Genomic DNA, 14,820 nt, shown 5'->3' with positions numbered 1-14,820 from the left:
CCCGCTCGCCGTGAAAAGGGCATTTTACGCTGGCGCACCGCGAAAAACGCCTAATTAACTCATTGAATCGTATCGCCTTCATTTACCACTTTTGCTGGTTAACTTTACCCGAAAAACCACTTAGTCATTTTGGTTATTTAATATGTCGAAGGCGTATTTAATCGTTAATATACAGCCCGGTAACCTACGCACTCTTCCGCAACATATTGATCCGGACTTCTGACACTGGAATTTTTAACGCAATGACGACTCAGGCACCAGGTTCACTGCTTCCGCTTTCACCGGAGCAACTCGCGCGCTTACAGGCGGCGACCACGGATTTCAACACCACGCAGATGGCCTGGCTCTCTGGCTACTTTTGGGGCATGGTCAACCAAACGCCGGGTGCGGCTGCCGCCCCCGCGCCGATTCAGTCAGAAGCACCGACCATCACGCTGATCTCCGCCTCGCAGACCGGTAACGCACGTCGCCTCGCTGAGCAGCTGCGCGATGACCTATTGGCCGCGAAGCTGAGCGTTAACCTGGTGAATGCCGGCGATTATAAATTCAAGCAAATTGGCCAGGAAAAGCTGCTGGTGGTCGTGACGTCCACGCAGGGCGAAGGCGAGCCGCCGGAAGAGGCCGTCGCGCTGCATAAGTTCCTGCTATCGAAGAAAGCGCCGAAGTTCGCAGGCACTGCCTTTGCCGTCTTCGGCCTTGGCGATACCTCTTATGAATTTTTCAGCAAAGCCGGAAAAGATTTTGATGAACGTCTGGCTGAGCTGGGCGCAGAGCGCCTGCTGGATCGCGTGGATGCCGATGTTGAATACAAAGAGCAGGCCAGTGCCTGGCGTCAGCAGATTACTGAGATTCTCAAAGCCCGCGTGCCAAGTGAGTCGCCAGCGCAGGCGGCCGTCACCGCGGCGGGCGCCGTCAATGAAGTCGACAGCAGCCCCTATACTAAAGAAGCGCCATTAACCGCCAGCTTTGCCGCTAACCAGAAAATCACTGGCCGTGATTCAGATAAAGATGTGCGTCACATCGAAATCGACCTTGGCGATTCGGGCCTGCGCTATCAGCCGGGCGATGCGCTCGGGGTGTGGTTTGAAAACGATGTCGAGCTGGTGCAGGAACTGCTGCAGCTGGTGTGGCTGAAAGGTGACGAGCCGGTTGAGGTGCAGGGCACAACGCTGCCGCTGACTGAAGCGCTGCAAAAACATTTCGAATTGACGGTGAACACGCCGCAAATTGTCGAGCAGTATGCTGCCTTGTCACGCAACGATGCGCTGCTGGCGCTGGCCGGCGACAAGCCGAAGTTGCAGAGCTATGCGCAGAGTTTCCCGATTGTCGATATGGTGCGTCAGGCACCTACTGAATTGAATGCAGAACAACTTACCGGTCTGCTGCGTCCGCTGACGCCGCGCCTTTACTCCATCGCCTCTTCGCAAGCGGAAACCGAAAGCGAAGTGCATATCACCGTGGGTGCGGTGCGCTTTGAGATCGATGGTCGTCAGCGCGGCGGCGGGGCATCCACCTGGCTGGCGGATCGCATTGAAGAAGAGGGCGAAATCCGCGTCTTCATCGAGCATAACGACAATTTCCGCCTGCCGGCAAATCCGGAAACCCCGGTGATAATGATTGGCCCGGGCACCGGCATCGCGCCGTTCCGCGCCTTTATGCAGCAGCGTGATAACGATGGCGCAGGCGGCAAAAACTGGCTGTTCTTTGGCAACCCGCACTTCACCGATGATTTCCTCTATCAGGTGGAGTGGCAGAAGTACGTCAAAGATGGCTTGCTGACAAATATCGATCTGGCATGGTCGCGCGATCAGGCCGAGAAAGTTTACGTACAAGATAGAATCCGTGCGAAAGGCGCGGAAGTGTGGCGCTGGATTGAAGAGGGCGCGCACCTTTACGTCTGCGGCGATGCTAATCGCATGGCGAAAGACGTTGAGCAAGCATTACTGGATGTGGTGGTCGAACACGGCGGCATGGATCGTGAAACGGCTGACGAATTTTTGAGTGAGCTGCGCATTGAGCGCCGTTATCAGCGAGACGTTTACTAATGAGCGAAAAACATCCTGGACCGCTGGTCGTTGAAGGCAAGCTGGTCGACGCTGAGCGTCTAAAAAAACAGAGCAACTATCTGCGCGGTACCATCCTCGACGATCTCGACGATGGCCTGACCGGCGGTTTCACTGGTGATAACTTCCTGCTAATCCGTTTCCACGGCATGTATCAGCAGGATGACCGCGACATCCGTGCCGAGCGCGCCGCGCAGAAGCTTGAGCCGCGTCACGCCATGATGCTGCGCTGCCGTCTGCCGGGCGGCATCATCACGCCAACGCAGTGGCTGGCGATTGATAAGTTCGCCACCGATAAAACCATTTACGGCAGCATTCGTTTAACCAACCGCCAAACCTTCCAGTTTCACGGCATTCTGAAGAAGAACGTGAAACCGACGCACCAGATGCTGCACGAAGTCGGACTGGATGCGCTGGCAACGGCGAACGATGTAAACCGTAACGTGCTGTGCACTTCAAATCCGGTTGAGTCAGAACTGCATCAGGAAGCGTACGAGTGGGCGAAGAAGCTCTCTGAACATCTGCTGCCGCAAACCCGTGCTTATGCTGAGATCTGGTGGGATAAAGAGAAAGTCGCCACCACCGATCAAGAACCGATTCTGGGTGAAACCTATCTGCCGCGAAAATTCAAAACCACGGTAGTGGTGCCGCCGCATAACGATGTCGATCTGCATGCCAATGACATGAACTTCATCGCTATCGCCGAGCAGGGCAAGCTGATTGGTTTTAACCTGCTGGTCGGCGGTGGTTTGTCGATCGATCACGGTAACAAAGCCACCTATGCGCGCACCGCCAGTGAATTCGGTTTCCTGCCGCTGGAAAAGGTGCTTGATGTAGCGGCCGCAGTTGTCACCACCCAGCGTGATTGGGGTAATCGTACCGATCGTAAAAATGCCAAAACCAAATACACGCTAGAACGTGTCGGCGTCGAAACGTTTAAAGCTGAAGTGGAAAAACGTGCCGGTATTACCTTTGAGCCAATCCGCCCCTATACGTTCACCACGCGCGGCGACCGCATCGGCTGGGTGAAAGGCATTGATAAAAAATGGCACCTGACGCTGTTCATCGAGAACGGGCGTCTGCTGGATTATCCGGGCCGCCCGCTGAAACGCGGTATCGCCGAAATCGCCAAAGTTCATCAGGGTGATTTCCGTCTGACTGCTAATCAGAACCTGATTGTGGCTGGCGTACCCGAGAAGCAAAAAGCACAGATTGAAGCCATCGCCCGTGAACACGGTTTGATGGAAGCCGTGACGGCGCAACGTGAAAACTCAATGGCGTGCGTGGCGTTCCCGACCTGTCCGCTGGCCATGGCCGAGGCCGAGCGCTTCCTGCCGTCGTTCGTCACCAAGGTGGAAGAGATCATGCATAAGCATGGCGTGGGTGAAGAGCACATAGTGCTACGCGTTACCGGTTGCCCGAACGGTTGCGGACGTGCTTTGCTGGCGGAGTTGGGTCTGGTGGGTAAAGCGCCGGGTCGATACAACTTACATATTGGCGGCAACCGCGTGGGTACGCGTATTCCGCGCATGTATCGCGAGAATATCAACGAAGGCGAAATCCTCGCCAGTATCGATGAACTGGTGGCGCGCTGGGCAACCGAGCGTCAGGCCGATGAAGGTTTCGGTGACTTTGTGATTCGTGCAGGCATCATTAAAGCCGTGGTTGATCCCGCCCGTGATTTTTGGGACTCGGAGGCAGTATGACGGTACTCGATCTCGCAGCATTGAATGGTTCATCAAAAGTGGATCGCATTATGGCGTTGGCAGAGAGCAACGTGCAGCTGGAGAAGCGCTCGGCCGAAGAGCGCGTCAGCTGGGCGCTGGAACATCTGCCGGGTGCATTTGTACTGTCATCCAGCTTTGGCATTCAGGCGGCGGTTTTGCTGCATATGGTAACGCAGCAAAAACCGGACATCCCGGTGATCCTGACCGATACCGGCTATCTGTTCCCGGAAACCTATCGCTTTATTGATGAGCTGACGGACAAGCTCAATCTCAACCTGCAGATCTTCCGCGCGGAGACCTCCGCGGCGTGGCAGGAAGCGCGTTACGGCAAACTGTGGGAGCAGGGAGTCGAAGGGATTGAGCAGTACAACCAGATTAATAAAGTCGAGCCGATGAACCGCGCGCTGGAAACGCTGGGGGCGCAAACCTGGTTTGCTGGCCTGCGCCGCGATCAATCGGGCAGTCGCGCCAGTTTGCCAGTGTTGGCGGTGCAGCGCGGCGTGTTGAAAATTCTGCCGATCATTGATTGGGATAACCGCCAGGTGCACCAGTATCTGAAGCAGCACGGACTGAAATACCATCCGCTGTGGGATGAAGGGTATCTGTCAGTCGGCGATACGCACACCACTAAAAAATGGGAGCCGGGCATGGCAGAAGAAGAGACGCGTTTCTTCGGCCTGAAGCGCGAGTGCGGGTTGCATGAAGGGTGATTAGGTCGTTTTTCCCCTCACCCCAGCCCTCTCCCGCAAGCGGGCGAGGGAGCCAATCGAGCGAAGATTTAATACGCAGCACCACCTAAACAGTTCCTTCTCCCGCTTGCGGGAGAAGGTTAGGATGAGGGAAAAATCGCACCCAACCTAAACCCCCTGCAACCCCGCAAACTCCTCCGCCGCCCGCGTCACATTCACCTTCGTCACCTCATAATGCGCCACCGCGACAAACGGATCTTCCGCCAGGATGGTATCCAACCGGGCGCGATCGATATCCTTAGCCAGGATCACGCCGCCGGTGCGCGGCTCTTTACGTCCCGCCGCGATAAACACGCCATTGGCGAAATAGCGGTCCAGCCACTCGATATGCGGTGCCAGCAACGCTTCGACTTCTTCTACCGGACGAAAATAGTTCAGATATACCAAGTACATAGTGAATCCTTAGGTTGTCGGATTGGCGAGCTCGGTCAGCAGCGGCAGCAAAATCTTTACGCTATCGCGCGTGCGTTGGGTAATACGGCCTGGCAGCCAGCGATCGAGATAGTTGAGGTTATCGCGATCGGTTTGATGGCGCACGTTGCCTTCCGGAAAATGGCTGGAACGCGCACGCTGCTGCTGTCCATCTTTGTTGCCCAGCGTCCAGTTTGCGGCGGTGACATCCATTAACGGCATACCGGCTTTATCAAACGGATTCACGCCCGGATAATCACGTGCGGTCATAATATGGCTGGCGGCGGAAATACCATAACGACGTGCGATCTGCACCGCGCGCGCGCTGGTTTGCTTGCGCACCGCCGACGGCGTATTGATGCCGCTATTAAAGTAGAGATGATCGCCTACAATCAGGCTATTGAGATCAACCACCAACAGCGTGTTCTTCTTCTCCTGCGCGCTCATGCGCGCCAGGTAATCATCCATGCCGTGCAGGCCCGCCTCACCGGCGCTCAGCGCCACAAAGCGCACGCCATAGTGTAGCGGGGTTTTGCTTAGCGCCTGCGCCAGCTCCAGCATCACGCCAAGGCCGGATGCATTGTCATCCACGCCCTGCAAACGCAGGCCGCCGAGATTGTTATCGGCCTCATGGCGGCTGAGCGGTGTCCAGGTATCCAGGTGGGTAACGATCAGGATCTCCTGCGGCACTTCCCCGGCACGTGCGGCAATCACCGACGTGGCGGTGACTTTATGGGTGCGGCTCTCACCCTTTTTCTCCACCCATTCATAGCGGGTGTTGAACTGGCGGGTGTTGCTCTGATAACCGAGCTGGTCAAACTGCTGCTGTAAATAATCGGCGGTCAGCAATTCGGCCGGACTGCCGCTCATGCGGCCAGGAAAATAGGTGGCGATATGGCGTAGCTGCTGTTCTGCAAAGTGTCCCGGCGCGAGGGGATTCGCTGCCTGAACAAAGAAAGGCAAACCGCCCGCAATCAGTGCAGCCAGCACGCTGCGGCGGAGAGTGGCAAACATAGTTATTATCCTTTTCTGACATCCCGTCATGCTAAAAAAATTCCGAGATAGTATGAAACTGTGACGAAGCTTGCACAATTTGATTTGCTCCGAAACACCAGCAATATCATTTGTTAAGCACAAAATGTTATCAGTAATCCTGGGTCGTTATTCCATTCGGTAACTACTCATTCCAATTCGTAATTTCATCTGCCGGAAGGGCGGGACGTATAGTCGCGTTAACTTATTGTAAAACTAGCAAGGTTAACGTGGATTATCTGCCTCTCTTTGCCGATCTCAAAAGCCGTCCGGTGCTGGTTGTCGGCGGTGGCGACATTGCTGCGCGCAAAATTGAGCTGCTGCGGCGCGCCGGCGCGCGCGTGCTGGTCGCGGCGCGCGATCTCGGCCATGAACTGCAGGCGTTGCTGGAGATTAAGGCGATTGAATGGATCGCCCACAGCTTCGATCCGGCCCAGCTGGACGGCGTGTTCCTCGTGATTGCCGCTACCGATGACAACGCGCTCAATGCCCAGGTATTTGAAGCCGCCAACGCGCGCCACAAGCTGGTGAACGTGGTGGACGATCAGCCGAAATGCAGCTTTATCTTCCCATCGATTGTCGATCGCTCGCCGCTGGTGGTTGCGATCTCCTCCAGCGGCACCGCGCCGGTGCTGGCCCGTCTGCTGCGTGAAAAGATTGAGGCGTTGTTGCCTGCCAACCTTGGGCAGATGGCCGAAGTGGCGGGGCAGTGGCGCGACAAAGTGAAGCAGCGCTATCACCGCATGTCTGAACGTCGTCGTTTTTGGGAGCGCGCCTTTAACGGGCTGTTCGCCAGCCAGATGGCGGCGGGCAATGTGAACGAAGCGCGTCGTACGCTGGATCGCGAACTGGATAACGACAGCGATAACCAGGGCGAAATTACGCTGGTTGGCGCCGGTCCAGGCGACAGCGGGTTGCTGACGCTGCGTGGCTTACAGGTGATGCAGCTGGCTGATGTGGTGCTGTATGACCATCTGGTCAGCGACGAGGTGTTAGAGCTGGTGCGCCGCGATGCCGATCGCATCTGCGTCGGCAAACGCGCCGGTGCGCATTCGGTGCCGCAGGAAGAGACCAATCAGCTGTTGGTGAGCCTGGCGCAGCAGGGTAAACGCGTGGTGCGTCTGAAAGGTGGCGATCCGTTTATTTTTGGTCGCGGCGGCGAAGAGCTGCAGGCCGCGCAGGCCGCCGGGATTCCCTTCCAGGTGGTGCCCGGCATCACTGCGGCAGCGGGCGCAACCGCCTATGCCGGTATCCCGCTCACTCATCGCGACTACGCGCAGAGCGTGTTGTTTATTACCGGCCACTGCCGCGCGGAGGGGGACGGCATTGATTGGCCGTCGCTGGCGCGCGCACGGCAAACCTTAGCGATTTACATGGGCACGGTGAAAGCAGCGGAAATCGCCGCCGGGCTTATCGAACATGGGCGCGCGGCCTCCACGCCGGTGGCGGTGATTGGTCGCGGCACGCGTCAGGATCAGCAGGTGCTGACCGGGACATTAGATCAACTGGAGTCGCTGGCAGCCGCCGCGCCCACGCCCGCACTGTTAGTGATTGGCGAAGTAGTGAATTTGCACGGGCAATTGGCCTGGTTCCAACATTCGGCACAGCAGGGGACTCGCGAGTCCGCCGTTGTCAATTTGGCTTGAGGAAAAATTATGGACCAAAATCGTCTTACTCATCTGCGCCAGCTGGAGGCAGAGAGTATCCATATCATCCGCGAGGTGGCGGCCGAGTTCAGTAATCCGGTGATGATGTACTCCATCGGCAAAGACTCCTCGGTAATGCTGCATCTGGCACGCAAAGCCTTCTATCCAGGCACGCTGCCATTTCCGCTGCTGCATGTTGATACCGGCTGGAAGTTCCGTGAAATGTACGAGTTCCGCGATCGCACCGTAAAAGCGATGGGTGCGGAGCTGCTGGTGCACCGCAACCCGGAAGGGGTGGCGATGGGCATAAATCCCTTCGTACACGGCAGTGCCAAGCATACCGACATCATGAAAACCGAAGGCCTGAAGCAGGCGCTGAATAAATATGGCTTCGATGCGGCCTTTGGCGGCGCACGTCGTGACGAAGAGAAGTCGCGCGCTAAAGAGCGTATCTACTCGTTCCGCGATCGCTTCCACCGCTGGGACCCGAAAAACCAGCGCCCGGAGCTGTGGCACAACTACAACGGCCAGATTAACAAAGGCGAAAGTATTCGCGTGTTCCCGCTCTCCAACTGGACCGAGCTGGATATCTGGCAGTACATCTTCCTGGAAAATATCGAAATCGTGCCGCTGTACCTTGCTGCGCCGCGCCCGGTGCTGGAGCGTGACGGTATGCTGATGATGATCGATGACGACCGTATCGATCTGCAGCCCGGCGAAGTGATCAAACAGCGTATGGTGCGTTTCCGTACCCTCGGCTGCTGGCCGTTAACCGGCGCGGTGGAATCCGAAGCGCAGACGCTGCCGGAAATTATTGAAGAGATGCTGGTCTCCACCACCAGTGAACGCCAGGGGCGCGTGATTGACCGCGACCAGGCCGGTTCGATGGAAATGAAAAAACGTCAGGGTTATTTCTAAGGAGACGCAGATGAATACCGTTATTGCACAACAGATTGCCGATCAGGGCGGCGTAGAAGCCTGGCTGACCGCGCAACAACACAAAAGCCTGCTGCGTTTCCTCACCTGTGGTAGCGTCGACGACGGCAAAAGTACGCTGATTGGTCGCCTGCTGCACGACACGCGTCAAATTTATGAAGATCAGCTTTCCTCGCTGCACAACGACAGCAAACGTCACGGTACCCAAGGCGAGAAGCTTGACCTCGCCTTGTTGGTCGATGGTTTGCAGGCCGAGCGCGAGCAGGGCATCACTATTGATGTGGCATACCGCTACTTCTCCACCGAGAAGCGCAAATTTATCATTGCCGACACGCCGGGACACGAACAGTACACGCGCAATATGGCGACGGGCGCCTCGACCTGCGATTTAGCGATCCTGCTGATCGATGCGCGTAAAGGCGTGCTGGATCAGACGCGCCGTCACAGTTTTATCTCCACGCTGCTGGGCATCAAACATCTGGTGGTCGCCATCAACAAGATGGATCTGGTGGAGTATAAGCAAGAGACCTTCGAACAAATCAAACAGGATTACCTCGATTTCGCCGCGCAGTTGCCGGACGATCTCGATATTCGCTTTGTGCCGATGTCGGCGCTGGAAGGCGACAACGTGGCGACGCCGAGCGTGACCATGCCGTGGTACAGCGGCCCAACGCTGCTCGACGTACTGGAAACCGTGGAACTGAACCGCGTGGTGGATCATCAGCCGATGCGTTTCCCGGTGCAGTATGTCAATCGTCCCAACCTCGATTTCCGCGGTTATGCCGGTACGCTGGCATCTGGCGTGGTGAAAGTGGGCCAGCGCGTGAAAGTGCTGCCATCAGGCGTGGAATCCACCATTTCACGCATCGTCACCTTCGATGGCGACTTGCCTGAAGCGGGCGCCGGTGAAGCCATTACGCTGGTGCTGAAAGATGAGATCGACATCAGCCGTGGCGATCTGCTGGTAGATGCCGCTGCCGATCTGCAAGCGGTGCAATCCGCCACGGTGGACGTGGTGTGGATGGCCGAGCAGCCACTGCAGCCGGATCAAAGCTATGAAGTGAAGATCGCCGGGAAGAAAACCCGTGCGCGCGTGGAGAAAGTGATTCATCAGGTGGAGATTAACTCGCTAGAGAAACGCACGGTTGATAGCCTGCCGCTCAACGGCATCGGCCTGGTGGAACTGACCTTTGACGAACCGATGGTGCTGGATGCCTATCGTCAGAATCCGGTCACCGGCGGCATGATCTTTATCGATCGCCTGAGCAACGTCACGGTCGGCGCGGGGATGATCAATCAGCCGCTTAGCGATGTGCGTACGCAAGCAGGTCAGTTCAGCGATTTCGAGCTGGAGCTGAATGCGCTGGTGCGTCGTCACTTCCCGCACTGGAACGCACGCGATCTGCTGGGCGGTAAGTAATGGCGCAGCACGATGAAAACGTGGTGTGGCACGATCATCCGGTAACGCGTGAGGAGCGTGAACAGCAGCATGGCCATCAAGGCGTGGTGCTGTGGTTCACCGGACTTTCCGGCTCGGGCAAATCCACCGTGGCCGGCGCGCTGGAGCAGGCGCTGCATCGCGCCGGGGTGAATACTTACCTGCTGGATGGCGACAACGTGCGTCACGGCCTGTGCCGTGACCTTGGTTTTAGCGATGACGATCGTAAAGAGAACATCCGCCGCGTGGGCGAAGTGGCGAAATTAATGGTCGATGCCGGTTTAGTGGTGTTGACCGCCTTTATCTCGCCGCATCGTGCCGAGCGTCAAATGGTGCGCGATCTGCTGGGCGAAGGGCAGTTCGTTGAGGTGTTTGTCGATACACCATTAGCAGTATGCGAAGCGCGCGATCCCAAAGGTCTCTACAAAAAAGCCCGTGCTGGTGAGCTGCGTAATTTCACCGGTATCGACAGCGTGTATGAAGCGCCAGAAGCTCCTGAAATCCATCTTGATGGCGAACAATTGGTTACAAAACTGACCGGCCAATTGTTAGACCTGCTGCGTCACCGCGATATCATCAAATCCTGAATCGACAGCGGCGAATCCTCTTGGGTTTGCCGCGCTTAGCGTCAACAGGATCTCTATGCAGAACGTAACGCCCATGCTAGCCCGTAAAGATGAACGCACCCCAGATGAGCCTCGCTCATCGCTGCCGGGCGGCGTGATTGGCTTTCTCTCGTACTGGTGCGCGCTGGCGATTCCGTTCTTGCTCTACGGCTCCAACACGCTGTTCTTCTTCCTCTACACCTGGCCCTTCTTCCTCGCGCTATTACCGGTTTCGGTGCTGATTGGCATCGTGCTGAGCCTGACTTTCCGCACCCACTTATTCTGGAGCGGTATCGCCACGGCGATGGTGGTGGTGTGCCTGTTCTGGCTGCTGTTCTCATTTCTTTCAGGTTGGTAACCCGCACCTGATGTGCAAACGCATCGGCTGGTTACAAAACTTTACCTGCCGTCTCGCGCCTCTCTCTGTCATTATTTGCCCGGATCATCGCGGGTACGCAGCATTTTCGCCGCCGCAGTGGAGTCCTGCGTCAAGTTATGGGATGATTGGGCCGTTTTTCAGGGGGCGGGGATGGGAAAACTGACGTTACTGCTACTCGTGCTGCTGGGATGGCTCCAATATTCCCTGTGGCTGGGTAAGAACGGTATTCATGACTATACGCGCGTCAACGATGACGTGGCGTCACAACAGGCGAATAACGCCAAACTTAAAGCGCGTAACGATCAGCTGTTTGCCGAAATTGACGATCTCAATGGCGGCTCTGAAGCGATCGAGGAACGCGCACGCAATGAACTGGGCATGATTAAGCCCGGTGAGACTTTCTATCGTCTGGTGCCAGACCAGAACAAACGTAACGCGCAACAAGCTGCGCAAAACCAACAACGATAAGCCATGAACCAGCGCCCGATCCTTGCGGATGTGATTGCCGTGGTGCCCGCCGCAGGTGTGGGCAGCCGTATGCAGGCTGCCTGCCCAAAACAGTATCTGACCATTGGTCAATTCACCCTTCTTGAACATAGCGTCGCACGGCTTCTGGCTCATCCGGCGGTTAAACAGGTCATTGTGCCGGTCAGTAACGACGACGGCTGGTTTGATTCGCTGCCGCTGGCGCAGGATTCACGAATTGTCAGAGTGACGGGTGGCGACACGCGCGCCGAATCGGTGCTGGCGGGTTTAAACGCCATTCAGCATCACGAATGGGTGCTGGTACACGACGCTGCGCGTCCGTGTTTGCATCCTGACGATTTAGCGCGCCTGCTGGCAATACGTGAATACAGCAAGGTGGGCGGGATTTTAGCCGCGCCGGTACGCGACACCATGAAACGCGGCGAACCGGGCAAAAACGCCATTGCGCATACCGTGGATCGCGAAGATTTATGGCATGCGTTAACACCCCAATTTTTCCCGCATCAACTGCTCACCGCTTGCCTGACGCGCGCACTCCATGAAGGCGCTACCATTACTGATGAAGCGTCAGCGCTGGAGTATTGCGGTTATCATCCTGAGTTGGTGAGCGGGCGCAGTGACAATATTAAGGTGACGCGGCCAGAAGATCTGGCGCTGGCGGCCTTCTATCTTACCCAGATTCAGTTACAGGAGAGCGCATGATGCGTATCGGTCACGGTTTTGACGTTCACGCTTTTGGCGGCGAAGGTCCGTTAGTGATTGGTGGGGTGCGTATTCCCTTCGAACACGGTTTTATCGCCCATTCCGATGGCGATGTGGCGCTGCATGCGTTGACGGACGCCTTGCTCGGCGCCGTGGCGATGGGCGATATTGGCAAGTTATTCCCCGATACCGATCCGGCGTTTAAGGGCGCGGACAGCCGCGGCCTGCTGCGCGAAGCCTGGCGTCGTATCCAGCAGAAAGGCTACCGCATCGGCAACGTTGATGTGACGATTATTGCGCAGGCCCCCAAAATGCTGCCACACGTGCCGCAAATGCGTGTCAATATCGCCGAAGATCTCGGTTGTCACATGGATGAAGTTAACGTTAAAGCGACGACCACAGAAAAGCTCGGCTTTACCGGTCGCGGTGAGGGCATTGCCTGTGAGGCGGTTGCGCTGCTGATTAAGGCCGATCGGGCATGAGTGAGCTGCGTTACCTGCACGGCGTCCCCAATGCCAGCGGCGTGATTAAAGCCAATCCCGAAGATTTTGTCGTGATTGAAGATCTTGGCTATCCGTTCGATGGCGAAGGGGAGCAGCTTTTAGTTCGCATTCGTAAAATTGGCTGCAACACCCGCTTTGTCGCCGAAGCTATCGCTAAATTTCTTAAGGTGCCGGTACGCGATCTCAGCTATGCCGGCATGAAAGATCGTCATGCCGTCACCGAGCAGACGCTGTGCTTCCGCGTGCCGGGCAATGCGATGCCCAATCTGGCCGGTTTTCAGCTGGAGGGCGTCGAAATTCTGCAGGTGATCCGTCACAAACGCAAACTGCGCACCGGCGCGCTGGCAGGCAACGCCTTTCGGTTAATCGTGCGCCAGATTTCCGATCGCAGCGACGTTGAAACGCGCCTGCAGCAAATCCAACAGCACGGCGTGCCGAACTATTTTGGCGAGCAGCGCTTTGGTCGCGGTGGTAACAACCTGACGCAGGCGAAATTGTGGGCTGAGGGTAAATTCCGCCCGCGCGATCGCAGTATGAAAGGCATTTTACTCTCCGCTACGCGCAGCCAGCTGTTCAACCAGCTCACCAGCGCGCGACTGGTAAGCGAAGGTTCCCTCGATCGCGTACAGGTAGGCGATGCACTGCAGCTGGCCGGTCGCGGCAGTTGGTTTGTCGCGCAAGCTGAAGAGCTGCCGTCGCTGCAACAGCGCGTTGCGAACCATGAGCTGCGTATCACCGCGCCACTGGCCGGACGCGGGGAATTAGGGACCCAGGGTGAGGTGCTGGCGTTCGAACAGGAACAGCTGGCGACCGCATCCGATCTGCTGGCTTTGCTGGATCGCGAACGCGTTGATGCGGCACGTCGCGCCATGCTCGTGGTACCAAAAGATCTGCGCTGGAGCTGGTGGGATGATGTCACGCTGGAGATGCAGTTTTGGCTACCCGCCGGAAGCTTTGCTACCAGCGTCGTACGTGAGCTGCTGAGCAACGGTGCGGCAGCGCCGATTGGCGATGAATAGGCTCATTCGGCAATCATGAGCAAAAATCTCACTATTAAGGATATTGCGCTGCTCGCCGGTGTTTCCATTACTACCGTCTCGCGCGTGCTCAATAAGCATGCGTGGGTTTCAGAAAAGACGCGCGCGCGCGTCGATAAAGTGATTGCTGAGCATCAGTTCAGTCCTAACCTGATGGCGCGCGGCATGATTTCGCGCCAGAGTTACACTCTGGCTGTCATCGTTTCCGATATCACCAACCCCTACTTCGTTACGCTGGTGGCGCAGATTCAGCAAGCCTGCCTGGCCATCGGCTATAAAATTACGCTTTACGATACGCAGTCCGCCAACCGCAGTCAGGACGCTTCAGGCGACGAAAGCGCTATTTTTCAATCAATTATTGATAGCCAAATTGATGGCGTGATCGTGTTGGGTGGTCATAGCGACTATGCGCCTATTCCTCCGAGCTATCTGGCGATGCTGGACACGCTGATGAGCAAAATGGCGGTGGTGGTGGTGGGGCAACCTCATCCGGATAATCTCTGGCCGTGCGTGATGCGCGACCACCAACACTGTGTCGAGCTGGCGGTTAATCATTTGCTGTCGCGTGGTCTGCGTGATATCGCCTTTATCGGCGGGTCGCGCAAAGTATGGGTTACGCGCGAACGCGTCAGCCATTTTCGTCGCGCTCTTGAACAGGGGGGCGTTACGCCGTGCGAGGCGTGGATTTGCCTGAATAACTTCTATCCGCAGCACGGTTATCAAGCAGTTGAAACGCTATGGGATTTGCCTCAGCCGCCGCAGGCGCTGGTGGCTATCAACGATCGTGTGGCGATGGGGGCCATTCGCGCCCTCAACGATCGCGCCATTCAGGTGCCTCAACAGGTTGCCGTGATCAGCTGCGAGCGCTTTCCCGGTAGTGAATTCTTCATTCCCCGCATCACCAGCGTCGATCATCAAAATCCGCTTCTTGGGCAGAACATCATCACTATGATGATGGCCCAACTCGACGGGATCTTAGCCGATGAGGCGCGTCGAACTGCACCGCCGCTACCGGCGCTGATCGCCGGCGAATCCGCCTGATTCTTTACGCGCTCCTTTAATTCCCAGCGATCCGCGCTTTGTTAGCGCGATCGCATTTTGTCGAT

At 56.8% G+C, this 14,820-nt stretch carries 15 protein-coding genes; 13 read left to right on the top strand and 2 right to left on the bottom strand.

Annotation, left to right across the window (positions count from 1 at the left end; all coding sequences use genetic code 11):
* Nucleotides 1-242: 242 nt before the first annotated feature.
* From cysJ to AC07WB_RS15120, 3 genes are read left to right on the top strand one after another with little or no spacing between them, the layout of a single operon-like run.
* Nucleotides 243-2,045: an NADPH-dependent assimilatory sulfite reductase flavoprotein subunit gene (cysJ, locus tag AC07WB_RS15130; RefSeq protein ID WP_345828495.1), complete on the top strand. Its 1,803-nt coding sequence runs from the start codon at nt 243-245 to the stop codon at nt 2,043-2,045.
* A complete protein-coding gene (gene cysI / locus AC07WB_RS15125; protein ID WP_097096248.1) occupies nt 2,045-3,769 on the top strand; it encodes an assimilatory sulfite reductase (NADPH) hemoprotein subunit in 1,725 nt (574 codons plus the stop codon). The genes cysJ and cysI overlap by 1 nt, the downstream gene beginning before the upstream one ends.
* Nucleotides 3,766-4,500 carry a phosphoadenylyl-sulfate reductase gene (locus tag AC07WB_RS15120; protein WP_494940755.1) on the top strand — a complete coding sequence of 245 codons (735 nt, stop codon included), beginning with the start codon at nt 3,766-3,768 and terminating at the stop codon, nt 4,498-4,500. The genes cysI and AC07WB_RS15120 overlap by 4 nt, the downstream gene beginning before the upstream one ends.
* Nucleotides 4,501-4,647: 147 nt before the next feature.
* On the opposite strand, the gene AC07WB_RS15115 is transcribed toward AC07WB_RS15120, so the two are convergent.
* Nucleotides 4,648-4,932: a YciI family protein gene (locus AC07WB_RS15115; protein ID WP_494940754.1), complete on the bottom strand. Its 285-nt coding sequence runs from the start codon at nt 4,930-4,932 to the stop codon at nt 4,648-4,650.
* Between the two features lie 9 nt (nt 4,933-4,941).
* Nucleotides 4,942-5,964, bottom strand: coding sequence for an aminopeptidase (locus tag AC07WB_RS15110; RefSeq protein ID WP_097096253.1), 1,023 nt, complete (start codon nt 5,962-5,964; stop codon nt 4,942-4,944).
* Nucleotides 5,965-6,212: 248 nt separating this feature from the next.
* Here AC07WB_RS15110 and cysG point away from each other — a divergent pair, with 248 nt between their 5' ends.
* The 10 genes from cysG (at nt 6,213) to AC07WB_RS15060 (ending at nt 14,755) form a co-directional block, all read left to right on the top strand.
* Nucleotides 6,213-7,628 (top strand): siroheme synthase CysG, encoded by a 1,416-nt coding sequence (gene cysG / locus AC07WB_RS15105; protein WP_494940753.1) that lies wholly within the window; start codon nt 6,213-6,215, stop codon nt 7,626-7,628.
* Between the two features lie 9 nt (nt 7,629-7,637).
* The gene (cysD, locus tag AC07WB_RS15100) at nt 7,638-8,546 is read left to right on the top strand and encodes a sulfate adenylyltransferase subunit CysD (RefSeq protein ID WP_007893231.1); all 909 of its coding nucleotides are present in this window, start codon (nt 7,638-7,640) and stop codon (nt 8,544-8,546) included.
* A gap of 10 nt (nt 8,547-8,556) precedes the next feature.
* Nucleotides 8,557-9,984, top strand: a complete 1,428-nt coding sequence (gene cysN, locus AC07WB_RS15095; RefSeq protein WP_494940752.1) for a sulfate adenylyltransferase subunit CysN — start codon at nt 8,557-8,559, stop codon at nt 9,982-9,984.
* Nucleotides 9,984-10,589, top strand: a complete 606-nt coding sequence (gene cysC / locus AC07WB_RS15090; protein WP_494940751.1) for an adenylyl-sulfate kinase — start codon at nt 9,984-9,986, stop codon at nt 10,587-10,589. The genes cysN and cysC overlap by 1 nt, the downstream gene beginning before the upstream one ends.
* A 55-nt stretch (nt 10,590-10,644) precedes the next feature.
* Nucleotides 10,645-10,965: a DUF3561 family protein gene (locus tag AC07WB_RS15085; protein WP_097096257.1), complete on the top strand. Its 321-nt coding sequence runs from the start codon at nt 10,645-10,647 to the stop codon at nt 10,963-10,965.
* A 171-nt stretch (nt 10,966-11,136) separates the two neighbouring features.
* Nucleotides 11,137-11,454 (top strand): cell division protein FtsB, encoded by a 318-nt coding sequence (ftsB, locus tag AC07WB_RS15080; protein WP_013510229.1) that lies wholly within the window; start codon nt 11,137-11,139, stop codon nt 11,452-11,454.
* A gap of 3 nt (nt 11,455-11,457) precedes the next feature.
* A complete protein-coding gene (gene ispD, locus AC07WB_RS15075; protein ID WP_345828513.1) occupies nt 11,458-12,174 on the top strand; it encodes a 2-C-methyl-D-erythritol 4-phosphate cytidylyltransferase in 717 nt (238 codons plus the stop codon).
* Complete coding sequence (gene ispF, locus AC07WB_RS15070; RefSeq protein WP_097096259.1) at nt 12,174-12,656, top strand: 2-C-methyl-D-erythritol 2,4-cyclodiphosphate synthase; 483 nt, start codon at nt 12,174-12,176, stop codon at nt 12,654-12,656. The genes ispD and ispF overlap by 1 nt, the downstream gene beginning before the upstream one ends.
* Nucleotides 12,653-13,696, top strand: a complete 1,044-nt coding sequence (gene truD, locus AC07WB_RS15065) for a tRNA pseudouridine(13) synthase TruD (RefSeq protein WP_494940750.1) — start codon at nt 12,653-12,655, stop codon at nt 13,694-13,696. Before ispF ends, truD begins: the two co-directional genes overlap by 4 nt.
* 15 nt (nt 13,697-13,711) lie before the next feature.
* Nucleotides 13,712-14,755, top strand: coding sequence for a LacI family DNA-binding transcriptional regulator (locus AC07WB_RS15060; protein ID WP_061719934.1), 1,044 nt, complete (start codon nt 13,712-13,714; stop codon nt 14,753-14,755).
* The last annotated feature ends 65 nt before the right edge of the window (nt 14,756-14,820 follow it).

It is taken from the genome of Pantoea sp. GW821-FHT03E06 (assembly GCF_059420725.1).
Note: the sequence above shows the minus strand (reverse complement) of the source record. Positions and strands in the feature narration are given on the sequence as shown.